The organism is Pedobacter sp. UC225_65 (assembly GCF_042698365.1).
In the GTDB taxonomy this organism is placed as follows: Bacteria; Bacteroidota; Bacteroidia; order Sphingobacteriales; family Sphingobacteriaceae; genus Pedobacter.
In genome coordinates this window covers 2484132-2509431 of sequence record NZ_CP170550.1, presented here as the reverse complement: position 1 = coordinate 2509431, position 25300 = coordinate 2484132, and the positions used below count along the sequence as shown (strand labels likewise).

The window sequence follows — 25300 nt, the reverse complement described above, 5'->3', positions numbered from 1 at the left end:
TAAAACTTCTGCAATTATGATTAAAATCATTCTGCTTCTAAATATTAACGCTTACTTTTGTATTGTAAGGGGCTAACTTTGGCTTTAATATAGATCAATTGATGCAAAATCAAGGTCACCTCGTTACCTTTAAAACATTTATACTCCTATGAAAATTGAACAAATATATACAGGATGTTTAGCCGAAGCGGCCTATTATATCGAAAGTAATGGCGAAGCAGCTATTATCGATCCGCTTCGTGAGGTAAGTCCATATTTAAAAAAGGCCGAGCAGAACAACGTCAAGATCAAATATATTTTTGAAACCCATTTTCATGCAGATTTCGTTTCTGGCCATATCGATCTGGCAGAGAAATCAGGTGCTACAATTGTATACGGTCCAACCGCAAAAACCAATTTTGAAACACATATTGCAAAAGATGGAGAGCAGTTTAAGATTGGCAACATTACCATTACTGCTTTACATACGCCAGGACATACCCCAGAATCGACTACCTATTTGTTGAAAGATGAAAATGGTAAGGATTACTGCATCTTTTCTGGAGATACTTTGTTCATTGGAGATGTGGGTAGACCAGATTTGGCACAACAAGGTGAGCTGACAATGGAAGATATGGCAGCTACACTCTATGATTCTTTACACAACAAGATCTTGACCTTAGCTGACGATGTAATCGTATATCCTGCACATGGTGCTGGTTCTGCTTGTGGTAAAAACATGAGCAAAGAGACTTTCGATACTTTGGGCCATCAAAAAGAAGTGAACTATGCCTTAAAAGCCAGTTCAAAAGAACAATTTATCAAAGAAGTAACGGATGGAATTTTACCACCCCCACAATATTTTGCCAAAAATGCGGCCATGAACAAAGGTGGTTACGAAAGCATTGATGATGTTTACGAAAAAGGCCTAGTGGCATTTGCTCCTCAGGCATTTGAAGACAAGGCCAACCAGACCAATGCCTTGATCTTGGATACGAGAGATTCACAGGTGTTTGCAAAGGCTTTCATCCCGAATGCTATAAATATTGGCTTAAATGGTCAATTTGCACCTTGGGTTGGTGCTTTGGTACCAGACCTAAAACAAGAGATATTGTTGGTTACCGAAGACGGAAAAGCACAAGAAGCCATTACCCGTTTAGCTAGGGTTGGTTACGACAATACCATTGGTTACCTAGAAGGTGGAATGGAAGCATGGCAAAGTTCGGGTAAGGAAATAGATCAGATCCACTCAATTTCTGCCGAAGAGTTTGAAACAGTATTGAATACAAATGACCACGTGAACGCTTTGGATGTGCGTAAACCAGGCGAATATGAGGCAGAGCATTTGGAAGCGACTTTAACTCGTCCTTTAGATTACATCAACGATTGGACCACTGAGGTGAACCCAAATGAAACCTATTATATCCATTGTGCCGGGGGTTATCGTTCTATGATTGCTGCTTCTATCTTAAAAGCAAGAGGTATCAATAATGTAATTGATATTGCAGGTGGTTATGGCGCTATTAAGGCTACGAATTTAAAACGTACAGATTTTGCCTGCCCAAGCAAGGCGATGAAAGTATAAAAGTATATTCCTAATGGAAAACAAAAAAGGTTCGTGTTTGCACGAACCTTTTTTGTTTTTAAGGTAATAGTTCTTGTAGTTTTTTGTTCAGTGCATCTCCCCTTAGATTTTTAGCAATGATGATTCCTTTCTCATCAATTAAAAAATTGGTAGGGTAGGCATTGATGCCATAAATTAAGGCTGCGGTATTTTTATCACCTTTCAGATCGCTTACGTTTTCCCAAGGAAGTTGATCATCTTTAATCGCTTTTAACCACTGCTCCTTGTTGTTATCGGCGGCTACACCTAAGATTTCAAAACCTTTGCTTTTATACGCATTATAGGTTTTAACGAGATTGGGATTTTCTTCCCTACACGGACCACACCAAGAACCCCAGAACTCTAATAAAATGTATTTCCCCTTGATAGCTGATAGTTTGGTCTTTTTGCCACTGGCATTCTGTTGTTCAAAATCAACAAATTTTCCTCCAATTTTTATTTCTTTGTTCAAGGTAATGAAATCATGTATAGTTTTGCCATAACTTGTATTCTTCATGTTGGCACTTAAATTCTCATATAGTTCTGACGACTTTTCCTTGCCCCATGTAGAGCTGTAAATGCTTAGCAGATTCGCGGAAATAATGGAGTTTGGATTGTTTTTTACATAATTGATGTCCAACTCTTTTTCTGCATTTCTTGCAGCATTCAATTTTTCTTTCAGCTCTTTTTTATCCACATCATCTTTTACGATGGCCAAAAGCTGAGTTAAACTATCTTGTAACTTGCGGTTTGGTGCTTTAAGCTTTGATCGCATATTTTCTTCATCCTGTGTTGGAGAACCAGTAATCGTGGCTTTTTTGAACTCCCCATTTTTTAACTGCAATTGCGTGTTTTGTGCTGCCCAAAAAAATACATAGTTTTTATACTGAGAAGTATGGATCATGATTTGGCAGATTTTTTCATTGGTTTTTCCAATTAAACTGAACTTGCCATTCATTACCCTTGTCGAATCCAAAGTTTTGTCTGGTGATGAAGTTCTAAGGTAGAGCCAGGTCCCATCATCAATTCCTGTTGTTGTGCCCGTAATATTGAAGGTCTGTGCTACTGTTGAAATCGAAGAAATCAAAAGGACAAAGAAAATGTTGATTGGTTTGAAGTTGGTCATGTAATTTAAGATTAGATATATAGGGAAGACTAAGTTAAATAATTTTCTGTTTTCAAATTTTAAGCCCCTAACCTAAAAGACACAGGATCTTTAAAAACGTTGCATTAAGATAGAGTAAAAAAGGCTGGATCTTATCAGGTACTGGTTAGTCAATCACAATATTCCCTTAAGGAATTTTTCTACCCCTTCCTTGTCAAATCCTCTTGAGGTGTAAATGACTTTTCCGCTCTTATCTAATATAATTGAGGCAGGATAGGCGTAAATCCCTAAACTATTGGCAAACTTTTCACCATTATATAACATTTGATACTTAGGTTTTTCCCGGTTGTAAAAAAAGTCAATTTCCGATTTCTTATCATAAGCATTAACGCTTACAATTTCGATTTTTTTGCCATACTTTTCTTCTAGTTCCTTAATTTCTGGAAAAGCCAACATGCAATAACCACAGTTTTTAATCCAAAACTCCATCAAAACAATTTTGCCATTAAGGTCTGAAGATTTCAGCAGGTCTGATTTTTTTGGGTCGTATTTGGGCAGTGACCAATTTTGAAGAATGCTACCAACCTTAATCATTGGATTTTGAATACCTTCTTTTTTTTGTTCGTAGCCCTTATAGCTCGAAGAATACCACGAATCTTCTGCTGGAGATTTTGGATTAACATTGATGTTGGTGAAAATCGTTTTGGTATAATATTGATCTTTAAGAATGCTATTTCCATCAAATACCATATAAGGTAAGGCTGTTTCCTTATCAATGATCAATTTATAATATTTGATTACCTCGCTATCAAAATTGGTAAAGCCGCTTGGAAATTCCATCGATTTTTTGTTCAATGCAAACTGTACAAGATCATAACTCTTGCCTTCTATTACGGTGTCTTTTAATGATTTTGGAATATTTTGGTCTTTTAGCAACAAGGGTAAAACGATGCGGAGGGTCGTAACGGAATTGTAGAGTAAAGAAATGCTTCCCATTTGCTTGGCAGTCCTTTTTTCTAGCTCTACAGTCTTGTCGGCATCGTCTAAAAGGAAATACTCTGTTCCATTGTAGACTTGTAGACTTTTTTCATTTTGGAGTTGGAACCTCGCTACTTTTCCATCAATTGTAGCATCATATTCAAAGTAACTGCTGCCGCTATTCTTTGCAAAGTAATTGTCCTTGAAATTGTTGATCTCTCTATAACTACTATAGGAGATAGATTTTAGATTGTTGAGCGTTTCACTCGTTTTGCTGATTACACTTTCGGGTGTTGTTACATTTTCGGCCGATGCCATTAGCGCAATGCACGATAAAACTAAAAAAGTTAAGCTGTGTTTCATGATTTTAAGTTTGTGTTGCACAAATCTATACATCGTGATTGTGCCTTTTTTTTGAATTAGACAGGATATTCGATTAATTCGACAGAAAGACCAAAATTAATTTTAGTCTAAAAAATAGGGGCTTTAGTCGAAAAGCAAAATCAATTAAAAAAGAGCTAAACAAATATTATCTACCTTGGTATCATGTTCAAGTTAAAGACTAAAACAGATTGGAAGTACTTCAAGATAGAATTGTTCTTTTTTATCTTTATCTGTTACATTGGATCAATTATAAGCGACATAGAATATAGCTTCTATGAGGAACACGATGCATGGAAATTTACCGATGCTCTAGAGTATCGATTGGTTATTGGTACTTATTTCTTTATTTTCTATAGCATTTATTATTGGGTGTTCTTAAAAGGGTATGTGTTTAAGAAAAAAGCGATCCCAATTGTACTTAGTATTATCTGTTTTATTGTTTTAAGCCATATTTACGATAAATATGTAATGAATTGGTCCATTACCAAATTGCCTTTTGTGTCGGCTGAGCTAAAGGCACGGGCCTTGAAAGATTTCAGCAGGCCAACTATATATTTTATAATAAGTTATACACTGAACCGTATTCTTTTTACCATTATTGGTTTTGCTTTTTTACTCCGTTCGTTACAACAAGACGAACAGCTAAAAGTATTAAAGGAACAGCAATTAATAGCCGAACTCACTTATCTGAAAGCCCAATTGCAACCTCATTTCTTTTTCAATACCCTAAACAATATTTACGCTTTGGCCTTGAAACAATCGAAAGATACTGCTCCATTGGTGGCCAAGCTATCAGAAATGATGCGCTACATTTTATATCAATCGGATCAAAAAAAGGTATGGTTAAAAGACGAGATTGCATTTATCCGGAATTATGTAGAAGTTGAAAATATAAGGTATCGTTCTGCAATAACCATTAATTTAGATATACAAGGTATTGACGACCAAAGTACAATCAGTCCGTTATTGTTACTTCCCTTTATAGAAAACGCTTTTAAACATGGCATTGCTGAAGAAGTAACCAGTGGTTTTGTAACGGTTGTAATCTGTAAAAATGAAGACGAACTCACTATGGAAGTGGGTAATAGCATCGCTAAACAGAACGTTACAAAATGCGGTGGTATTGGATTGGCTAATGTAGAGAAGCGATTGGAGATCTTATATCCTGAGCAATATCAATTAGACATCCAAAATGATGGGAAAGTTTATCAGGTAAGCTTAACTTTAACAATGAAATGAAAAACTGCCTAATTGTTGATGATGAGCCTTTGGCCTTAGATATAATTGAAAGTTATGTAAATGGCAATGAACAATTGTGCCTGATCAAAAAGTGCAATACCGCTTTTGAGGCTTTTGAAGTTTTGCATCATGTAAAGATCGATCTATTATTTTTAGATATCAAAATGCCCGGACTGAACGGAATCGATTTTATCAAATCATTAAAAAATCCACCTGCTGTGATATTTACCACTGCCTTTTCTGAATATGCGGTAGCCAGTTATGAACTAGAAGCCATTGACTACCTGCTCAAACCAATTACACTAGAGCGTTTCAATAAAAGCCTCGACAAGTTTTTTAAATCACAGCCTACAACTATAAACGAAAAAAAGGACTATACTTATTTTAAGGTTTCGGGCAAATTGGTTAAGGTTGAGCATGGAGATATTCTTTATGCCCAATCTATTAAAGATTACATCATGTTATATACAATTTCGGGTAACTTGATTGTCCATATGACCATGAAATATTTGGGTGAATTATTGCCAGAAGAGCAGTTTATCAGGGTGCATCGTTCTTATTTGGTCAATCAATCGCACATCAACGTAATTGGCAAAAACCAAATTCAGCTCAACGATACGGAAATCCCGATAGGAGAGCACTATAAAGAAATGTTGATGCAGAAGAAAGCAAAGCTATAATTTAAGGTATTCTGGCATTTTTGTCTTTGTTGTGCAGCTGAGAAATTAATTTGTCAATGTTTTTCTGGATGGTTTCCTCGTTTTTTAGGTAACTCAGGTATTTGAGTACATCTTTTCTTCTCGAAGCACTGAGCTGATCAAATTGTTGTTGCAGTTGATGTTTGGTTAAAGCATCCGATAATACTTTTGGCATAGGATAAGTCTGGTCTACTTTGGTATGGTTCTGTGCAATGCTAAATGCTGCGGTTTCGCCAAGGGCAGTTTTTCCACCTTTCATCATGATCAGGTTCACAAATAAGCGATAAGGGGCATTTTTTACAGGAACCAAAGTCTGTATAAACTCAAAACCATTGATTTGTCCCTTGATCCGGATATATCCTTTTTCAGGTGTCATTTCCTGAACAATTGATGAGGGGACATCAACAGCCCAGTTGATGCCAATTTTATAGATTTTTGCCTCAAAATGATATGTTGTCATCTTATTTTAGAGTCGCCAATCTGGCATTGATGAAACCATCCATGGCTTTCTCTACACCCGCAATATCGTTAGAAGTAATGGAAGAACCAATCACATGGTTGCCAGCATTTGGGATGGCTATCTTTTGTTTTTGGCTGGTAGGTGTTCCCAGTTCATCAAACATTTGAAGCATGGCACCTACCTTCACTACAGGATCTTGCTCGGTTTCACTTTTAAAATAATAAAGCAACAATACAGGTTGTTTTACCTTTTCAAATAGTTCTTTGTTCATGCTGGTCTCGAGCAGTTCTTCTAAGGCTACAACAGATTCCAATCTGTAGTTGGTATACCAGAATTTTTTGTAGGCCGGTTTTTTGCCATCAACTTTACGTTCGTCTCCGCCAGTAACTTTACGGGCAATCTGTAAACCCCAAGGATTGTTGAGTAACCAGGCATTTGGATCGTTAATGGCAATATTTGGCGACATTAACACAAGGCTATTGACATCTGGGTAGGTGGCTGCCAATTGTAAGGCCAAGGTTCCGCCAGTAGAAGTGCCAACCAGGATCGACTTTTTTGCCTAATCTTTTTCCGATGGCATAAGCTTGTTTGGCACTTTCCCAAAGTCGATCAGCGGTAAGGTATTGCATGGGGGCTACGGTATCCAAACCATGGTCGGCCAGGCGGGCTAGGTACATGTTGGCATGTAGCGCCTTAGCTAGATAATTATAAGCTGGGTTGCCCTCTTGTTTGGAAGCTGAGAAACCATGAAGGTACACAAGGGCATATTCGCTTTGGCTTTTGGTACTGTCTGCCCAAACAATTTCGGCTTCATTGCCGGGTTTTACCTTATGTTTGGCCTCTTGTTGCGCTATATAAGCTGGTAGGTCAGCCAACTCAGGTAGAGTTGGAAGTTGAGTGTCGTACTTGGGTTTGGCAGGCTTAGGGCCAACTAAATAAACAATCACTAATGCTGCTACAATAACAACTACGAAGCTTAAAAAGATTTTCATATGAATAGTTTGATTAAAAATACGCTTTTAATGGAATTTAACTAAGTTTGCAGACACATTTTTAGCTGAATGCCAGGGATAAATCAGATCAAACAACCTATAGCTGCAGAAATTGATGCATTTGAAGCGAAATTCAAAGATTCGATGCATAGTGAAGCACCATTATTGAACCGCATCACCCATTATATCGTAAAGAGAAAAGGGAAGCAGATGCGTCCGATGTTTGTTTTTTTTGCAGCGAAATTATGTGGTGGAATTATAGAATCTACCCATCGCGGTGCGGCCTTGGTAGAACTTTTACATACCGCAACCTTGGTACACGATGATGTAGTGGACAATGCGTATGAGCGACGTGGGTTTTTCTCTATCAATGCTTTATGGAAAAATAAGATTGCCGTTTTGGTAGGTGATTACCTATTGGCCAAGGGTTTGTTACTTTCGGTAAACAATAGCGAGTTTGCTTTGTTGAAGATTGTATCTGAAGCGGTACAACAGATGAGTGAGGGAGAGTTGTTGCAGATTGAAAAAGTGAGGAGGATGGATATCAGCGAAGAATTGTATTTTGATGTGATACGTCAAAAAACAGCCTCTTTAATTGCTTCATGTTGCGCCTGTGGGGCAGCATCAGCTGGTGCAGATGAAGAAACCATTGAAAAGATGCGCCTGTTTGGCGAAAAAGTCGGTATTGCTTTCCAGATCAAAGATGACACTTTTGATTTTGGGACGGACGATGTAGGCAAACCATTAGGAATAGACATTAAAGAAAAGAAAGTTACGCTTCCACTAATTTATGCCCTGAACAGAGCAGAAAAAGCAGAGCGGAAAAAGATAATCAACTTGGTTAAGAACCATCAGGATGATCCAAAAAAAATACAAGAGATCATAGATTTTGTAAACGACAAAGAAGGGGTGCATTATGCAAACCAAAAAATGTTGGAGTACCAAAAACAGGCTTTTGATATTTTGTATCAGTTTGAAGAAAGTGATGCGCGAATTGGATTAGAGCAATTGGTGAGATATACTACAGAACGTAAAAAATAATGTCGAACGAATTATTATTCATTGGTGGCTTTTTGCTTTTCATCGTGCTGATCCTAGCACTAGATCTGGGCTTGTTTAGTAAACGTGACCATACCATCAGCTTGAAACAAGCGGGTATCATGAGTTTTATCATGGTGGTTTTGGCGCTCAGCTTTTATCTATTATTGATCCTTAAAGGAGAATACCTGCATGGCATTGATAACTACGATAGGCTAGCACAGATTGTCAAGGCCCATAAACATCCAATTACATTAATTCCTGGGCATTTTGAAGAAAGCCTGAGGATCTACAAACAAAATCTTGGGATAGAGTTTTTAACGGGTTATGTAATAGAATATGCCCTTTCTGTAGATAATATCTTTGTAATTGTACTTATCTTTTCGGCTTTTGCAGTACCTGAAAAATATTACCACAGGGTATTGTTCTGGGGTATCTTAGGGGCCATTATTATGCGTTTCATCTTCATTTTTGCAGGTGCAGCGCTGATCAATCAGTTTGGCTGGATATTATATGTGTTTGGCGCATTTTTAATCTTTACTGGGGTAAAGATGTTCTTTTCAAAAGAAGAGGATGATGCAATCGACCCAGCCAATCATAAAGTGGTGAAGTTTGCCTCTAAGTTCTTTAAGATCATCCTAAATATGAGGGTAAGAAGTTTTTTCTTAAGGTGAATGGAAAAACCCTGTTAACGCCTTTGTTTTTAGTATTGTTGATCGTAGAGTTTACCGATCTGATTTTTGCCGTAGATTCAATCCCAGCAATTTTTGCGGTAACCAAAGACGCTTACATCGTGTTTTTCTCCAATATATTTGCCATCATGGGTTTAAGGTCTATGTTCTTCCTGTTGGTTAACATCATCCATAAGTTCCACTACCTAAAAACTGGTTTGGCATTTTTGTTGACCTTTATTGGTATTAAAATGTTGGCGCACGACTACCTAAAATCTTGGGGTTTTACCACTGAACATTCTTTATTGGTCATTTTATTTATTCTAACAGCCAGTATCGTGGCATCTTTGGTTTTTCCGAAAAAGAAGGAGACTCCTATACATTAGGCTATTGATATACTGTTCATCACCAGTCAAAATTTATTGTAAAAATTCAAGGAGTTAAGAGAGTTCCTCGCAAAAAATATTAATTTCATCAAAAATTAATCTGATGAAAAAACTCTTTATTCTGGCTTTTGCCAGCTTAAGCTTGTCTGCAAGTGCACAAGACAACTTTGGTCCTGTATTTAAAAAAATAAGCGACGAAGTACAAACGCAATCCAATGCCTATAACAATCTAAAAGATGCTTCGGCAACTATTGGGCACCGTTTAACAGGTTCGGCAAATGGAGCAAAGGCTGAAGAATATGCTTATAATCTATTGAAATCTTATGGTTGCGATGTTAAGTTTCAGCCATTTGAGGTAGAGAGTTGGAACAGAAAAACCATAGCGGTAAAAATAGGTGCTTCTAGTGCAGAACTGGCACCGGTAAGGGCTGTTACCTTGGCGCACTCGCCGGTTGCAGCCAATGTTACGGCTGATTTGATCGATGTGGGTAATGGTTTGGAAGCAGACTATCAAGCGTTGGGTGACAAAGTAAGGGGTAAAATAGCCTTGATCTATTTAGGTGTTTTGCCTGGTTCGCCAAAAGGAACACCCTCTTTACACCGTTCTGAAAAAACAGCCATCGCCACAAAAAATGGCGCCATTGGTGTCATCATTATCAATACGGTAAAAAATGGTGTTTTATTAACAGGTACAGCTTCGGTTACGGGTAAGCTCATTCCTATTCCGGCCGTATGTATCGGATTGGAAAGTGGAATGGCTTTAAAAGAAAAGCTGAAAGCAGGTAACCAAATTGCTTCAATTGAAATGACAAATTTTTCAGGTTTGATCAAAGCACGCAATGTAATTGCCACATTTAAAGGGACAGAATTTCCGAAAGAAAAAATTGTAGTAGGTGGACACTTGGATAGTTGGGACTTGGCAACAGGAGCCATCGATAACGGTATTGGCTCTTTTTCGGTAATCGATATGGCCCGTACCTTTAAGAAGCTAAACCTTAAAACAAAAAGAACGGTAGAATTTGTATTGTTTATGGGCGAGGAGCAAGGTCTTTTAGGCTCTAAGGCTTATGTACAACAGGCCAAACAGAACAAAACCTTAGATCAGGTTAGCTTTATGCTCAACTATGATATGACCAATGATCCAAAAGGATTTTCTACGACAAGAGAAGAATTGGAGCCGCTTTTTAAAGGATGGGGAGCAGATGTAGTTAAAATCGATACCAACTTTAAAAATATGTTTTTGGCCGGCGCTGGCTTGCATAGCGACCATCAACCATTTATGCTAGAAGGTATTCCAACTGGTGGTGGTGCAGGTGGTAGGTTACCAAATAATTCTGGTCCGTATTACCATTCAGATGGTGATGTGTTTAAATTGGTTGATGAGCAAGGGCTAAAGAATACTGTTCGTTATGGCGCAATCTTGGCCTATGCCTTGGCAAATACACCAAAAATCCCTGTTAAAAAACAGAATGAAGCAGAACTAGAACGCTTTTTATTGGATCAAAGATTAAAAGAACCCTTAAAGATTGCGGGCGAATGGAGATGGAAGGATTAGCAGATCGCTAATGATTTAGAAATGTAAAAGCCTGTATTGCATCCACAATACAGGCGTTTTAACTAAAAACTAAACTAAAATTTACTAATTAACACGTCTTATGTCGCCACTTTTTGAAGAAGTGGTTTTCTTTAAAGACGCATTGCCTTTATAACTTACATCACTGCCGCCACTTGCGCCAGCTTCTAGTCCTTTGTTCACAAAAATATTGGCATCAGAACCGCCACTTACGTTTACTTTAGCATAATTTACAACATAACCAAAAGCATCTACATCACTACCGCCACTAGCGCTTAGGCTCATGTTTTCTCCACTTCCGGATAAATCGGCATCGCTGCCCCCACTGATCTCTAAATTCAGGTCTTTACAGGCCAAGGTCAGTTTTACATCCGAACCACCGCTTGCCTTTACATTCAATAGGTCTGTTTTTAAGGTGTTTTGAGTGTAAACATCAGAACCACCACTGGCAGTTAATCCTTTTAAGGTTTTGTAATTGACATAAACCTTGATGCTCTGGTTTTTGAATAACCTGCCCCAATTTACGCCCTCTTTATATTTAATGGTAAGATCACTACCATTTTGCTCAACAACTACATCTTTGATCAGGTCTTCATCGCCTTTAATAGTCACAGTTTCAGTTGTGCCTTGCGTTAAGTACAAATTGATGCCACTTCTTACACTAACCGAATTGAAATTTTTCACTCCAACATTTTTGCTGGTTTGTGCATTTACAGTGCTCATCCCCAGTCCAATAATAGACAAGGAAAGTAGGCTTGTTTTGATCAAGTTGGCAATTCTCATAGTTTTTCTCGTTTAATTAATATCCATAAGACGCAGGCGATAGGGCAAATGTTGCAAAGAAAGTAAAATATTTTTTTGTGTTTGTTTTTGAGGCTTAAAGTCGTTCTTTTGTAGCATAGATTTAATTTGCTTACTATGCCAGAAAATCAAGTACTTATTTTAGACCAAAAGCAGATCGCCCAAAAGATCAACAGAATTGCCTATCAGATCTTGGAAGATAATTTAGATGAAAAGGAAATTGTGCTGGCAGGTATCTGGGACCGTGGGTATAAGCTTGCTTTGCGTTTAAGTGCGGTTTTAAAAGAGATTGCAAGTTTTAAGGTAACCTTGCTGCGGATTGATCTAGAGAAACAGAACAGTAAATTGGTATCTAAAACAGATCTGGAAGAAAGTGAGTGGAGAAATAAGGTCATTATCTTGGTTGATGATGTACTGAACAGTGGCAAAACTTTAGCTTATGGCCTGGGTGTTTTCTTAGATACGCCACATAAAAAAATCAGAACGGTTGTTTTGGTAGACCGAAGCCATAAAATTTTCCCGATCGCTACCGATTTTGTAGGTCTAGAGCTTTCTACCATCTTAAAAGAACATGTAGATGTAGTGATGGATGTTGAAGGAGAAGAAGACCGTGTTTATTTGAGCTAGGCTTGTTGATAAACTGCACCCCTAAATAATTGCATAGACCTGTGTGTGCTAAACGGGATTGCAATGGAAATCCTTTTTGTGTGAATGGGCCTGTGAAAACGCAAAAAGATTGGAATGTAAAGCCCGGCCAACGCTGAAATTGTGTAGAAATCGGCTTTCCTTAATCCTAGCCTGGTATAAATAGATTTATTATTGAAATTTTAGGAAAACATTGCTCATCACTCTTCGGTCAGTCCAGTCCTGCTTTTCGTTCCTGCCGAAGAAAAATCGGCATCCACTCCAATCAGGTTTATATTACAATGGTAGTAGTTTTTGGCTTATTGCAACCCTAAATAGTTGCATAGACCTGTGTGTGCTAAACGGGATTGCAATGGAAATCCTTTTTGTGTGAATGGGCCTGTGAAAACGCAAAAAGATTGGAATGTAAAGCCCGGCTAACGCTGAAATTGTGTAGAAATCGGCTTTCCTAAATCTTTCATAGATGCAAAAAAACGATTTATTGAGTTTTAGAAAAACATTGTTCATCACTCTTCGGTCAGTCCAGTCCTGCTTTTCGTTCCTGCCGAAGAAAAATCGGCAGCCACTCCAATCAGGTTTAGCTAACCAACACCTGTAACGGCCCATAAAATGCAATTTGCAAATGAGCCTATTTTTTTGCAATTTTCCTAAATGTATCTCCCCCAAAAAAATGGTCTGATCTTTAAATGTTACGCTTGGTATATCGGTTATATCCTAAAGAAGGATTTTTCGGCCTTTACCCATAACGATCTGGCAATTAAAGAAGACGAAGCAGTATTGCTTTTGGCCAATCGCTTCAGTTGGTGGGATGGTTTCATGCTTTTTCAGCTCAATAAGAAAGTGTTTAAAAAACAGTTTCATGCATTGGTTACCACCGATGATTATGAACAATTGGGCTACCTAAAGTATTTTGGTGGTTTTGCTCCCGAAAAAAAAGGAAAAGACGTATTAGAAACCCTGATCTATGCGGGTACCTTGCTTGATGACCCTAAAAATCTGGTACTTATCTTTCCACAAGGCAAGATCAAATCGGCACATGTAGATACGATTGCTTTCGAAAAAGGAGTGATGCAGGTTGTAAATGCCTCTAAAAAGAAATTCCAGACGGTATTCTCTGTAATATTGATCGATTATTTTAACCATAGAAAACCAAAAGCCAAAGCTTATTTAACCACATGGCAGGCAGAAGAATATGTAAGTTTGCAATTGCTTAAAAGTGAGTATAACAAACATTATGACAAAGCGATTTTAAAACAAACGCAAAAAGCATCATAAGCTTTAAATTCTGAAACTCTTTTTGCGTATTTTTGTATAATAATTGGAGCAATTTAAAATGGGATACAATTTAAACGTAACAATAGATAAATCATCGGGCTTTTGCTTTGGCGTGGTCTATGCCATAGACATGGCCGAGGATATCTTAGACCATGAAGAATATCTATATTGTTTAGGAGATATTGTACATAATGACGAAGAGGTAGAACGCTTAAAGGCAAAAGGACTTCGGATCATAGACCACGAAAAATTGCAGCAACTTTCTAATGAAAAAGTACTGATCAGGGCACATGGTGAAGCACCATCAACTTACGAATTGGCCTTGAACAACAATTTGACCTTAATTGATGCTTCTTGCCCAGTAGTTTTGAAGTTACAGAACCGGATTAAAAACTCTCATGACGATGATGAAAAAATCTTCATCTTTGGTAAGCATGGTCATGCAGAAGTGATTGGTCTGCAAGGACAAACAGATGGCAAGGCTGTTGTTTTTCAGGATCTGGCCGAGCTAGACCAAATGGAGCTACCCAATAAATTCACGCTTTACAGTCAAACTACCAAAAGCACTGATAAGTTTTATCAGATCAAAAGCGAATTGTTGAGCCGAGGTTATGATGTAAAGGCCAATGATACCATTTGCAGACAGGTATCTAACCGTTACGAAGAGTTGGAGAACTTTGTGGCTGGTTATGATCAGATCGTTTTTGTATCTGGCAAGAAATCTTCTAACGGAAAGGTATTATATGATGTTTGTAAAAAATACAACACCAACTCTTACTTTATCTCTAATGTAGAAGAACTGGATAAAACCTGGTTCAAACCAAATGATAAGGTTGGTATCTGTGGTGCAACATCTACACCAATGTGGTTAATGGAAAAGGTAAAAGCAGAACTCGAATCTTATTGACCCATTCTCAATCATTAAAAAGTAATTATTCAATTAAAACAGATAGACTTTAGGCCTATCCTTTTAAGAGATTTATGGTTAATGTATATTTGCCATTCAAAATTTTAGCATCAATCTGAAGTAGAACAGTATCGTTTGTGCTTCAATATTATAGTTATGGGGAAAAAAGGAGTTTTATTAGTTAATTTAGGTACGCCAGATAGTCCAGAAGTTGCAGATGTAAGAAAATATCTCGATCAGTTTTTGATGGACGAAAGGGTAATCGATATCCCTAAATTTAACCGTACTTTATTGGTCAAAGGAATTATCGTTCCTTTCCGTAGCCCTAAAACTTCAAAGCTGTACAAAGAAATCTGGAATGAGAATGGTTCTCCATTGTTGCATTACAGCAAGATTCAAGCTCAACTTTTGCAAGACAAATTGGGCGACGGTTATCAGGTAGAACTGGCCATGCGTTACCAAAGCCCTTCTATTGAGCAAGGTTTGGCCAAGTTAAAGGCGGGTCTGGTAGAAAGTATCAAGGTTATTCCATTGTTTCCGCAGTATGCTTCGGCAAGTACTGGATCGGTAATGCAATTGGTAATGGAACTGGTGAGCAAATGGCAGACTATTCCACCTATATCGTTCATCAATTCGTTTCACGACAACAAGCAGATGATTGAGATTTTTGCAGAAAATGCAAGAAAGCATCAACCAGAAACCTACGATCATGTATTGTTCAGTTTCCATGGTTTACCTGAAAGACAATTGCTAAAATGCGACCATACGAGTGCCTACTGTTTAAAAACTGCCGATTGCTGTCAAACGCTTAACGATACCAACAAATTCTGTTATTCTGCCCAAGGGCATGATACCGCAAGGTTATTGGCAAAAGAATTGGGTTTGCCAAGAGAGAAATACACGGTTTGTTTTCAATCGCGTTTAGGTAAAGAGCCATGGGTACAACCTTATACCACCGATGTTTTGAAGAGATTGGCTGCCGAAAGAAAGAAAAGATTATTGGTTTTCAGTCCGGCGTTTGTTGCAGATTGTTTAGAAACCATTTATGAGATCACGGTAGAATACCATGAAGAGTTCAAAGCTTTAGGTGGAGAACATGTACAATTGGTAGAGAGCTTAAACGATCATCCGAAATTTATTGAGGCCTTAGCAGAAATGGTCAATGCTTAATCTTGATTTAAGGCTTTAAGTATCATTTCAGTCGCTCCTTTTTTCTGTGCCACATAATTTTGAGCAGCGGTAGCCGCCTGTTCATTCGATTTGAAATGGTCAAATGCAGTTAATAGTTCTGCCGAGGTATGGATACTTTTTGCCGCTCCAATTTCAATCAGATCTTTTGCTTCCTGAAATTTATCATACTTAGGTCCGAAAATAACGGGTAGACCAAAAGCTGCAGCTTCTAAAGTATTGTGTATACCTGCACCAAATCCCCCTCCAATGTAAGCTACTTTAGCATATTGATACAAAGAAGAAAGCATGCCGATGTTATCGATGATTAAGATTTGAGGCTCGAGATTTGAGATTTGAGATTTGAGAACGGAATACTTTATTGAATTAGGAAACAGACTTTCAATAGCTGCAATATGGTTGGCGCCAATCTCATGCGGTGCAATGATGAATTTCCAATCTGGATTCTTTTCGGCCAGATCGACCAATAATTTCTCATCTTCAGGCCATGTGCTGCCTGCAATAAATACAGGTTGGGTGCCGCAAAAGGCCTCCACATCACTCAATTTTTTTGGATGTTGTGCATTTTCATAAACCCGGTCAAACCGAGTATCACCACTTAAACTTACCTGTTCTATTCCGATACTTTTTAAAAGGCTTACGCTTTCTTCATTCTGCACAAAGAAATGGGTCACAAACTTTAAAATCCCTCTGTAAAATCCGCCATAGCTCTTAAAAAAAGTTTGGTCAGGTCTAAAAATACCCGAAATAAGATAAAGAGGTATCTTTCTACTATTTAGCTCCTTAAAGTAATGGAACCAAAATTCGTATTTGGTAAATATGGCCAGTTTTGGATTGACGATATTGATGAACTTTTTGGCATTCGCAGCAGTATCTAAGGGTAGATAGAAAACATCTGCCATAGCGTAGTTTTTCCTAACCTCATAACCAGAGGGTGAAAAAAAAGTGACGATGATCTTTCGTTGTGGATGGATAGATTTTAGTTCTTCCAAAACGGGTCTTCCCTGCTCAAATTCGCCCAATGAAGCAAAATGAAACCAGATCGGTTCGTCATCCGCATCTACTTTTTGCGCAATGTTTTCAAAAATATGATGTCTTCCTTCAACAAAAAGCTTTGCCTTAGCATTAAAAAGTGAAGCGAACCTTAAAAGTAAGCCATACATTGTGATCCCAATGTTATAAATCCAAAGCATTTTGCGTCTAATTTATTATCTTCGTCGAAGATAAATGAATAAATTTAAATCCGCCTATTAATATATGAAGATAGCTGTAATTGGAACTGGATATGTGGGCCTGGTAACTGGAACATGTTTAGCAGAAACAGGTAATAATGTAATCTGCGTTGATATCAACGAAGCAAAGGTTGCAAAAATGGTTGCTGGCGAAGTACCGATCTATGAGCCTGGTTTAGATGTATTGTTCCACCGTAACATTGCACAAGGCCGCTTATCTTTTACCACTGACCTTGCCCTTGCAGTTAAAGAGGCACAGATCATCTTTATGGCCCTGCCAACCCCCCCCGGCGGTGATGGTGCCGCAGATCTTTCTTATATTTTAGGAGCCGCAAAAGACATTTCAAAACTCGTTACCGAATATAAGGTGATCGTTAACAAATCTACTGTTCCAGTTGGCACAGCCGATCAGGTTCAGGCCGTTTTTGCTGCAAACACAACTGTAGAGATTGATGTGGTTTCTAATCCGGAATTTTTACGCGAAGGTGTTGCTGTTGATGATTTCATGAAACCTGATCGCGTAGTGATTGGTACAAGAAGTGAGAAGGCCCAGAAATTGATGGCAGAGTTGTATGCACCATATGTGCGTCAAGGAAATCCGATTTTCTTTATGGACGAACGTTCTTCTGAACTGACAAAATATGCAGCCAACTCTTTCTTGGCGACCAAGATCACCTTCATGAACGAAATTGCCAACCTCTGCGAAATTGTTGGTGCAGATGTAGATGCAGTACGTAAAGGGATTGGCTCTGATGACCGTATCGGCAAACGTTTTCTTTTCCCAGGTATCGGTTATGGAGGAAGTTGTTTCCCGAAAGATGTGCAGGCATTGGCCATTGCGGCAGAGACACATCAATACGACTTTCAAATCCTGAAAGCGGTGATGAATGTAAATGAAAAACAAAAAACAGTACTGATCGATAAACTGTTAAAATATTATAAAGGCGATATCAAGGGCAAACATTTTGCATTATGGGGCTTGGCATTTAAACCAGAAACGGACGATATTAGAGAAGCACCAGCTTTGTATATCATTGATGAGCTGATTAAAAATGGAGCTACGGTTAGCGCATTTGACCCAGAAGCCATCAATAATGTGAAAGAAATATTAGGCGACCAGATCAGTTTTGCCGACAACCAATACGATGCTTTAAAAAATGCAGATGCGCTGTTGATCGCTACAGAATGGTCTGTGTTCCGTAATCCTGATTTCGAGAAAATGGACCAGCTATTGGTGAACAAAGTGATTTTTGATGGTCGTAATTTATTCGATCTTCAAAAAATGATAGACCTAGGTTATTACTATAACAGTGTTGGCCGTAAACTAATTAAATAATGGAGAGGAAAAGGGTATTAATTACAGGAGCTGCCGGTTTTTTAGGTTCACACCTTTGTGATCGTTTCATTAAGGAAGACTTCCATGTAATTGCCATGGACAACCTGATTACAGGTGATCTACAAAATATAGCCCATCTTTTTAAACTGGAGAATTTTGAATTCTATCACCACGATGTATCCAAGTTTGTATATGTGCCGGGTAATTTAGATTACATTTTACACTTTGCCTCACCAGCAAGCCCAATCGATTATTTGAAGATTCCTATACAGACTTTAAAGGTCGGTTCTTTAGGGATTCATAATCTGTTAGGTTTGGCAAGGTCGAAAAGTGCAAGGTTGTTGATCGCTTCAACTTCTGAGGTATATGGCGATCCGACAGAAAACCCACAGCCTGAAGAATACTGGGGCAATGTAAACCCTGTGGGGCCGCGAGGTGTATACGATGAAGCTAAACGTTTCCAAGAAGCAATGACCATGGCCTATCATACCTTTCATGGCCTAGAGACAAGAATTGTAAGGATATTCAATACATATGGTCCAAGGATGCGCCTAAATGATGGACGTGTTTTGCCAGCATTTATCGGACAGGCGCTAAGGGGCGAAGACCTAACCGTATTTGGCGATGGTAGCCAGACCCGGTCGTTTTGCTATGTAGACGATTTGATAGAAGGCATCTACCGTTTGTTGTTTAGCGATTATGCGCAACCTGTTAACATTGGCAATCCAGATGAAATTACCATGATGGATTTTGCCGAAGAGATTATCAAACTTACAGGTACTACACAAAAGATCATCTGCAAGGAATTACCAACGGATCATCCAAACAACGCAGACCAGATATTACGAAGGCGAAAGAACTCTTGAAGTGGGAGCCAAAAGTGGATAGAGCGGAAGGTCTAAAGATCACCTACGACTATTTTAGGTCCTTGCCAAAAGAAGCCTTAGTAAACAAAGAACATAAAAACTTTAATACTTATAACAAGTAATGGCGAAAATATTAGTTACTGGTGGTACGGGATATATTGGTTCACATACAGTTGTAGAACTTTTTAATGCTGGTTATGAAGTAGTGGTGGTTGATGATTTTTCGAATTCGGACCCTAAGATATTGGACCAGATTGAAAAGATCAGTGGTAAAAAACCTGCATTTGTACAATTAGATCTGTGCAATGAGCAAGAAGTGAACATGTTTGCCAATGCAAACCAAGACATTGATGGTATTATTCATTTCGCAGCTTTTAAAGCAGTAGGCGAATCGGTACAGCAACCGTTGAAATATTACCGAAATAACTTTTATTCACTCATTAATATCCTTACTGCGTTTAACAGTAAGACCCAATTGGTGTTCTCTTCATCTTGTACCGTTTATGGTCAACCAGATCAATTGCCGGTAACAGAAGATGCGCCTGTAAAAAAAGCAGAATCACCTTATGGTAATACCAAGCAGATCGCAGAAGATATCTGCAGGAAACTTGTGCCGTAACACCCGATTTAAAAGTCATCGCTTTGCGTTATTTCAATCCAGTAGGTGCCCATGCATCTGCATTGATTGGAGAGCTGCCCATTGGCGTACCTCAGAACCTAATTCCTTTTATTACACAATCGGCGATTGGCAAACGAGGGGCAATTACTGTATATGGAAATGATTACAATACCCCAGATGGGTCTGCCATAAGAGATTATATCCATGTGGTTGATCTGGCAAAGGCTCATGTAGCGGCGATTAAAAGACTAGAAACTGGAAAAGGGGCTAATTATGAGGTATTTAATGTTGGTACCGGAAAAGGCTCTTCTGTATTGGAAATCATCCATGCATTCGAACAATCAACAGGCGAAAAGCTAAATTATGTAATTGGTGCACGTAGAGAGGGCGATGTGGAGCAGACCTATGGCGATGTAAGCCATTCTAATAAGGTGTTAGGCTGGAAAGCAGATTTGGGCTTAGAAGAAATGATGAGCTCTGCCTGGAACTGGGAGAAATACTTAAGAGATAACCCCTTTTAAATGAAATTAAGTGAGCACAAAGATCTTAAAATGGAGACTTAGCTTTACCACCAAAAGAAAAAGACAAACTCTTACTTCGCTTGGTGGCCAAAGATAAGGTGCTTACCGAACATTTGCATTTTTTACTATTGGAAGATGAGAGCAACCTTAGGGATAGGATTGCCCATATCAAAGCAGAGGTTTTACAAACCATGCAGCAATTGGCTGAGACCAAGAATCTGAATGCTAAGGATGTATTGACTGCCCTACGCCGATTGGCCAAATTGGTGAACCATAATTTAAGGGTGACCAAGGCTAACTTTGAAGATGTTGAATTGAGAATATTTCTTTTTAACAACACGGTCACTCAATTTAAGGGTCGGATTTTTTCTTCAAGTAAAGATCATGAGCAGGTATTTGCAACTTATTTTATCAAATCAACATTAGTTACTTTGCGTAAATTTGATAAATTGCATGAGGATCTTCAGTTTGATCTAAAAGAAGGACTAGACAATTTACTCGAAAAAATATATAAGGGAAAGATGGCCAGCGTTGCAAAAGACCTAGGTTTACCCGAACAACTATAAATTATGAAGAAGATTTTAATTACCGGAGGGGCAGGTTTTATTGGGTCTCATGTGGTACGTAGGTTTGTAAAACATTATCCAGATTATGAAATAGTGAATCTTGATGCATTGACTTATGCCGGTAACCTGGCAAACCTTACTGATATAGAAGATCAAAGTAATTATAGATTTGTAAAGGCAGATATTACCGAAGCGGCTACAATTAACCATCTTTTTAAGACAGAAAATTTTGATGCAGTGATCCATCTGGCTGCAGAATCGCATGTAGATCGTTCAATAGCTGATTCCAAGCGCTTTTGTATTGACCAATGTGATCGGTACGGTTAATTTGTTGAATGCTGCTAGGGAATATTGGAAAGGTGATTATAACAAAAAACGTTTCTATCATATCTCTACTGATGAAGTTTATGGAGCTTTGGGCGACACAGGCATGTTTACAGAAACAACCAGTTATGACCCGCATAGTCCATATTCAGCTTCTAAGGCAAGTTCTGACCATTTTGTTCGTGCTTATCACGATACTTATGGATTGGACATTGTCATCTCCAATTGCTCAAATAATTATGGCTCACACCATTTTCCAGAGAAATTAATTCCTTTGGCCATCAACAATATCAAGAACAATAAACCTGTGCCAGTTTATGGTAAAGGCGAGAATGTAAGAGATTGGTTATGGGTAGAAGACCATGCAAGGGCTATTGATGTGATTTTTCATCAGGCAAAGACTGGGCAGACTTATAACATTGGTGGACATAATGAATGGAAAAATATCGACCTGATCCATCTATTATGTGGAATTATGGATCAAAAATTGGGCAGAGCAAATGGAGAATCAGCAAAGTTAATTACATTTGTAACAGATAGGGCTGGTCATGACCTACGTTATGCCATAGATTCGACAAAACTACAGCAGGAATTAGACTGGGTTCCGAGTTTGAAATTTGAAGAAGGATTGGCTAAGACTGTAGATTGGTATTTAGCAAACGAAGAGTGGTTAAACAATGTAACTTCAGGCAACTATCAGGCTTATTATGACAATCAATATAAAGGGAGGTAAGTTTGTTTGGTTTATTTAGTAAGAAAAAAGAAGCGGGTTTGGATTTTTCAGCCATTGGGGCTGATATGCACTCACATATCCTTCCGGGGATAGATGATGGCGCCAAAACGCTGAATGATTCTTTAATGCTGGCCAAACGGTTTAAGGCACTGGGTTATAGAAAACTGGTCGCTACTCCGCATATCATGGCCGATTATTTCCGTAATACTCCCGCTACTGTAAACAGAGCATTGGATACCTTAAGGGAAGGTTTGTTGCAGAACAACATCGACCTAGAAGTAGATGCTGCTGCAGAATATTATCTTGATGAAACTTTCGAAAGCAAGATTGCCAAAAAAGAAGTATTGACTTTTGGAAAGAATTTCTTGTTGTTTGAACTCTCTTATATCAATGCACCCCATAATTTATTTGAGGTGATTGCCAAGATCCAGGATGCTGGTTATCAGCCTGTGCTGGCACATCCAGAAAGATATCCCTACTACTACAACTCGATAGAAAGTCATCAACAGATCAGAGATACAGGTTGTTTATTGCAACTGAATACCATTTCCCTAACCGGTTATTATGGTAAAAGCAGTAAACAAACAGCAGAAGAACTGATTGATAATTACTGTGTCGATTTTTTAGGAACGGATATGCACCACCTTCGTCATGCCGATGCTTTAAAAGAAAGCTTAAAACTCGATAGGCTGCAAAAAATATTGGCCGCACCTCAAATCAACAATCTTTTATTGTAACTGTGTAAGGTACTTTTAGTGCCTTAAATATCGATTTATCTCGATAGGTTTATAGGATTACTCGTAGCGAAGCGCTTCTACTGGGTCTAGTTTTGATGCTTTTTTAGCTGGGTAATAACCTGATACAATCCCAACAAAAACACAAAGTACAAATCCTCCCAAAATAAACAGCCAAGGGATAATAAACGAACCTCCCATAGAGAAGGAGATGAGGTTACCGATACCAATACCCAGTAGGATACCTAAGGCTCCCCCCATTAAACAGATCACCACAGCTTCAATCAAAAACTGTTTACGGATTACGGCTGGATTAGCACCAATGGCCTTTCTGATCCCAATTTCGCGGGTTCTTTCAGTTACAGAAACCAACATAATGTTCATCAGTCCAATTGAAGCACCTAAAAGTGTAATCACCCCAATGGCTACCCCACCAATAACCACATAAGCCAGGTTCTCAAAAAGTGTCTGTGCTACCGCATCACTTTTGGTCACTTCAAAGTTGTTTGGCTCGCCGATTCTTTACTTTTCTGATGTTTCTAAATTCGGCAGTAGCCTCGCCAATGATATTGTCCATCATATCGTTATTAGGTACCATTACTGTAATGGTATAAGATGGATTGTTGTTGGAGTTGATCAGTTTAGCTTTGAACAAAGGGACATAAACCGCCCTGTCTGTACTTTGGCCCATGCTAGAGCCTTTAGAAGCAAGTACACCAATTACCCTTAATCTATTGTTACCTGCTGTAACGATTTTATCTAATGGAGATTCATTTTTGAACAATGTGGTGGCAATCTCATTACCAATAATACAGACATTATTGCCTGCCAAGGCTTCGGCAGCATTAAAATTCCTTCCTTGCGCCAACTCCAAACCTAAAGAGGCCAGGCCGTTTTCATCTAATCCTTGTACGTTGATGTTTGGGTTTGTTTTTTCCTGTCCGTATTTAACTGTAGAACCACCACTGGCAAAAACACTTACCGAAACTGTAGCGGGTGTATTCAGCTGCTTTTTAAAATTGATCGCATCTTCATAACGGATAGATTTGAAAGGTTTTGGTCTTTTGCCTGATCTCCAATCCTGATCCCAGTTCCTCTGTTTCTAATGTTGAAGGAATTGGCTCCCATACTCGAAAAAGCTTCCGTCATACTTTTCTTGATTGCATCTATGGTAGTTAAAATGCCAACCAAGGCCGACAAACCTATCGCAATGATCAATGCTGTAAGCATGGTACGAAGTCGGTTACTCTTAATAGATTGTAGCGCAAGTCTTACGTTTTCGGTATAAGTCATTTGATGAGAATAAATGCTAGTTGGGGTAAAAATAAAAAGTCCCGCTGTTAAGACAACGAGACCTGTTAAAATGTTACAAATATAATCTGCTTAAACCGAGAAACTTGTTCCGCAACCGCAAGAGCTGGTTGCATTCGGATTACTAAAGGTAAAACCTCTAGAATTTAAGCCGTCTTGCCAATCAATCTGCATCCCTAATAGATACATTTGGTGTGCTTTGTGCATAAATATCTTAATGCCATCTATGATAAACTCCTGATTCTCCGTCCTTTTTTTGGTCGAAGCCCAGCACATAGCTCATTCCAGAGCAACCGCCACCTTCTACACCAACACGTAATCCGAAATCTTCGGCAATTTCTTGTTGGTCTTTTAATTTGAAAAGTTCTTTAACAGCAGTTTCGGTAAACGATACAGGCGCAAAAGTTGTTTCTACAGTGCTACTCATGTTTTTAAAATTTAGAAGAACAAATATAAATATTTATGTACATTTTTGTTCGCTGTACTTATTAATATTACGGTATCCAAACAAAATAGAATGAACATTACACATTTCTTAACACAAGTGGCCATATTGGCAGCAGGTGGGATTGTCACCGTTGCTGCTGCTTATTTTCTGGTCAAAAACGACATCCAGAATTATTTCAGGTTTAAATCGTTAGCAGCAAATAAAGACAATAGGGCAGCATTATTCCCTTTGCGTTTGCAGGCGCACGAGCGATTGATCGTTTTTGTAGAAAGAATCAATCCGTCCAACTTGCTGGTACGTCTACATCAACAAGGAATTGGCATCAAAGAATTACAAAACCTGGTATTGACCGAAATAAAGGCGGAATATCAACATAACATCACCCAACAGCTTTACATAGATACGGTAAGTTGGAATGTGGTACGAAAACTAAAGGATGACACGATTGCCATGATCAACAATGTGGTACAAGGTTTGCCTGAAACAGCTAGTGGGGTAGACCTAAGCAAAAAAGTTCTACAGCACATGAGTGGGATAGCAGAAAACCCTTATGAATTGACAATAGACTTGCTTAAAAAAGACATACACCAGTTGTTTTAATTGGGGTTAACCGTTTAAACTGGCAAATTGTTTAGCTGTTCTGTATGGGCATTTAACCAATTAGCCTTTCAAATATTATCGGAAACGA

General features: G+C 38.4%; 22 protein-coding genes and 5 pseudogenes. 18 read left to right on the top strand and 9 right to left on the bottom strand.

Annotation, left to right across the window (positions count from 1 at the left end; genetic code table 11):
• Positions 1–148: 148 nt before the first annotated feature.
• A complete protein-coding gene (locus ACFJIZ_RS13160; protein WP_379084686.1) occupies positions 149–1564 on the top strand; it encodes a rhodanese-like domain-containing protein in 1416 nt (471 codons plus the stop codon).
• A 58-nt stretch (positions 1565–1622) separates the two neighbouring features.
• Here ACFJIZ_RS13160 and ACFJIZ_RS13155 read toward each other — a convergent pair whose 3' ends face one another.
• Both ACFJIZ_RS13155 and ACFJIZ_RS13150 read right to left on the bottom strand, forming a co-directional pair.
• On the bottom strand, positions 1623–2708 hold the full coding sequence (locus ACFJIZ_RS13155) for a redoxin domain-containing protein (RefSeq protein ID WP_379084683.1): 1086 nt from the start codon (positions 2706–2708) through the stop codon (positions 1623–1625).
• A 153-nt stretch (positions 2709–2861) separates the two neighbouring features.
• Positions 2862–4028, bottom strand: coding sequence for a TlpA family protein disulfide reductase (locus ACFJIZ_RS13150; protein ID WP_379084680.1), 1167 nt, complete (start codon positions 4026–4028; stop codon positions 2862–2864).
• Between the two features lie 183 nt (positions 4029–4211).
• Between ACFJIZ_RS13150 and ACFJIZ_RS13145 the strand changes: the two genes are divergently transcribed.
• Both ACFJIZ_RS13145 and ACFJIZ_RS13140 read left to right on the top strand, forming a co-directional pair.
• A complete protein-coding gene (locus ACFJIZ_RS13145) occupies positions 4212–5288 on the top strand; it encodes a sensor histidine kinase (RefSeq protein WP_379084677.1) in 1077 nt (358 codons plus the stop codon).
• On the top strand, positions 5285–5968 hold the full coding sequence (locus tag ACFJIZ_RS13140) for a LytR/AlgR family response regulator transcription factor (RefSeq protein WP_379084674.1): 684 nt from the start codon (positions 5285–5287) through the stop codon (positions 5966–5968). Before ACFJIZ_RS13145 ends, ACFJIZ_RS13140 begins: the two co-directional genes overlap by 4 nt.
• 1 nt (position 5969) lies before the next feature.
• Here the strand turns inward: ACFJIZ_RS13140 and ACFJIZ_RS13135 are convergent, their stop codons facing one another.
• The 3 genes from ACFJIZ_RS13135 to ACFJIZ_RS13125 are packed head-to-tail and all read right to left on the bottom strand — an operon-like array spanning position 5970 to position 7438.
• The gene (locus ACFJIZ_RS13135; RefSeq protein WP_379084671.1) at positions 5970–6446 is read right to left on the bottom strand and encodes a YdeI/OmpD-associated family protein; all 477 of its coding nucleotides are present in this window, start codon (positions 6444–6446) and stop codon (positions 5970–5972) included.
• Between the two features lies 1 nt (position 6447).
• Positions 6448–6951, bottom strand: a complete 504-nt coding sequence (locus ACFJIZ_RS13130) for an alpha/beta hydrolase (protein ID WP_379084668.1) — start codon at positions 6949–6951, stop codon at positions 6448–6450.
• The gene (locus tag ACFJIZ_RS13125; protein WP_379084665.1) at positions 6923–7438 is read right to left on the bottom strand and encodes a hypothetical protein; all 516 of its coding nucleotides are present in this window, start codon (positions 7436–7438) and stop codon (positions 6923–6925) included. Before ACFJIZ_RS13125 ends, ACFJIZ_RS13130 begins: the two co-directional genes overlap by 29 nt.
• A 69-nt stretch (positions 7439–7507) precedes the next feature.
• Here ACFJIZ_RS13125 and ACFJIZ_RS13120 point away from each other — a divergent pair, with 69 nt between their 5' ends.
• The 4 genes from ACFJIZ_RS13120 (at position 7508) to ACFJIZ_RS13105 (ending at position 11088) form a co-directional block, all read left to right on the top strand.
• Positions 7508–8479, top strand: coding sequence for a polyprenyl synthetase family protein (locus ACFJIZ_RS13120; protein ID WP_379084662.1), 972 nt, complete (start codon positions 7508–7510; stop codon positions 8477–8479).
• Positions 8479–9150: a hypothetical protein gene (locus ACFJIZ_RS13115; RefSeq protein WP_379084659.1), complete on the top strand. Its 672-nt coding sequence runs from the start codon at positions 8479–8481 to the stop codon at positions 9148–9150. Before ACFJIZ_RS13120 ends, ACFJIZ_RS13115 begins: the two co-directional genes overlap by 1 nt.
• Positions 9147–9533 (top strand): hypothetical protein, encoded by a 387-nt coding sequence (locus tag ACFJIZ_RS13110; protein ID WP_379084656.1) that lies wholly within the window; start codon positions 9147–9149, stop codon positions 9531–9533. The genes ACFJIZ_RS13115 and ACFJIZ_RS13110 overlap by 4 nt, the downstream gene beginning before the upstream one ends.
• 103 nt (positions 9534–9636) lie before the next feature.
• The gene (locus ACFJIZ_RS13105; RefSeq protein ID WP_379084653.1) at positions 9637–11088 is read left to right on the top strand and encodes a M28 family peptidase; all 1452 of its coding nucleotides are present in this window, start codon (positions 9637–9639) and stop codon (positions 11086–11088) included.
• 84 nt (positions 11089–11172) lie between these two features.
• On the opposite strand, the gene ACFJIZ_RS13100 is transcribed toward ACFJIZ_RS13105, so the two are convergent.
• Positions 11173–11889, bottom strand: a complete 717-nt coding sequence (locus tag ACFJIZ_RS13100; RefSeq protein WP_379084650.1) for a head GIN domain-containing protein — start codon at positions 11887–11889, stop codon at positions 11173–11175.
• A gap of 135 nt (positions 11890–12024) precedes the next feature.
• On the opposite strand from ACFJIZ_RS13100, the gene ACFJIZ_RS13095 reads away from it, so the two are divergent.
• The 4 genes from ACFJIZ_RS13095 (at position 12025) to hemH (ending at position 15904) form a co-directional block, all read left to right on the top strand.
• Positions 12025–12534, top strand: coding sequence for a phosphoribosyltransferase family protein (locus ACFJIZ_RS13095; RefSeq protein ID WP_379084647.1), 510 nt, complete (start codon positions 12025–12027; stop codon positions 12532–12534).
• A 669-nt stretch (positions 12535–13203) separates the two neighbouring features.
• Positions 13204–13827 carry a glycerol acyltransferase gene (locus tag ACFJIZ_RS13090; RefSeq protein WP_379084644.1) on the top strand — a complete coding sequence of 208 codons (624 nt, stop codon included), beginning with the start codon at positions 13204–13206 and terminating at the stop codon, positions 13825–13827.
• Between the two features lie 58 nt (positions 13828–13885).
• Positions 13886–14734 carry a 4-hydroxy-3-methylbut-2-enyl diphosphate reductase gene (locus ACFJIZ_RS13085; protein ID WP_379084641.1) on the top strand — a complete coding sequence of 283 codons (849 nt, stop codon included), beginning with the start codon at positions 13886–13888 and terminating at the stop codon, positions 14732–14734.
• A 156-nt stretch (positions 14735–14890) separates the two neighbouring features.
• Positions 14891–15904 (top strand): ferrochelatase, encoded by a 1014-nt coding sequence (gene hemH, locus ACFJIZ_RS13080; protein WP_379084638.1) that lies wholly within the window; start codon positions 14891–14893, stop codon positions 15902–15904.
• Here hemH and ACFJIZ_RS13075 read toward each other — a convergent pair.
• Complete coding sequence (locus ACFJIZ_RS13075) at positions 15901–17085, bottom strand: 3-deoxy-D-manno-octulosonic acid transferase (protein WP_379084635.1); 1185 nt, start codon at positions 17083–17085, stop codon at positions 15901–15903. The two genes, hemH and ACFJIZ_RS13075, sit on opposite strands and share 4 nt — an antisense overlap.
• A 94-nt stretch (positions 17086–17179) precedes the next feature.
• Between ACFJIZ_RS13075 and ACFJIZ_RS13070 the strand changes: the two genes are divergently transcribed.
• From ACFJIZ_RS13070 to ACFJIZ_RS13045, 6 genes and pseudogenes are all read left to right on the top strand, one after another.
• Complete coding sequence (locus ACFJIZ_RS13070) at positions 17180–18490, top strand: UDP-glucose dehydrogenase family protein (RefSeq protein WP_379084632.1); 1311 nt, start codon at positions 17180–17182, stop codon at positions 18488–18490.
• Positions 18490–19478 (top strand): annotated as a pseudogene (locus tag ACFJIZ_RS13065) (UDP-glucuronic acid decarboxylase family protein). Before ACFJIZ_RS13070 ends, ACFJIZ_RS13065 begins: the two are co-directional and overlap by 1 nt.
• A pseudogene (gene galE / locus ACFJIZ_RS13060) lies at positions 19478–20496 on the top strand (UDP-glucose 4-epimerase GalE). Before ACFJIZ_RS13065 ends, galE begins: the two co-directional pseudogenes overlap by 1 nt.
• Positions 20497–20579: 83 nt before the next feature.
• Positions 20580–21062, top strand: a complete 483-nt coding sequence (locus ACFJIZ_RS13055; RefSeq protein WP_379084629.1) for a hypothetical protein — start codon at positions 20580–20582, stop codon at positions 21060–21062.
• A gap of 3 nt (positions 21063–21065) precedes the next feature.
• Positions 21066–22119, top strand: a pseudogene (gene rfbB, locus ACFJIZ_RS13050) (dTDP-glucose 4,6-dehydratase).
• 2 nt (positions 22120–22121) lie between these two features.
• Positions 22122–22856 carry a tyrosine-protein phosphatase gene (locus ACFJIZ_RS13045; RefSeq protein ID WP_379084627.1) on the top strand — a complete coding sequence of 245 codons (735 nt, stop codon included), beginning with the start codon at positions 22122–22124 and terminating at the stop codon, positions 22854–22856.
• Between the two features lie 57 nt (positions 22857–22913).
• Here the strand turns inward: ACFJIZ_RS13045 and ACFJIZ_RS13040 are convergent.
• Positions 22914–24146 (bottom strand): annotated as a pseudogene (locus ACFJIZ_RS13040) (ABC transporter permease).
• Between the two features lie 90 nt (positions 24147–24236).
• Positions 24237–24591, bottom strand: a pseudogene (locus ACFJIZ_RS13035) (HesB/IscA family protein).
• A 90-nt stretch (positions 24592–24681) separates the two neighbouring features.
• Here ACFJIZ_RS13035 and ACFJIZ_RS13030 point away from each other — a divergent pair.
• Positions 24682–25212 (top strand): hypothetical protein, encoded by a 531-nt coding sequence (locus ACFJIZ_RS13030; protein ID WP_379084624.1) that lies wholly within the window; start codon positions 24682–24684, stop codon positions 25210–25212.
• Positions 25213–25300 lie beyond the last annotated feature (88 nt).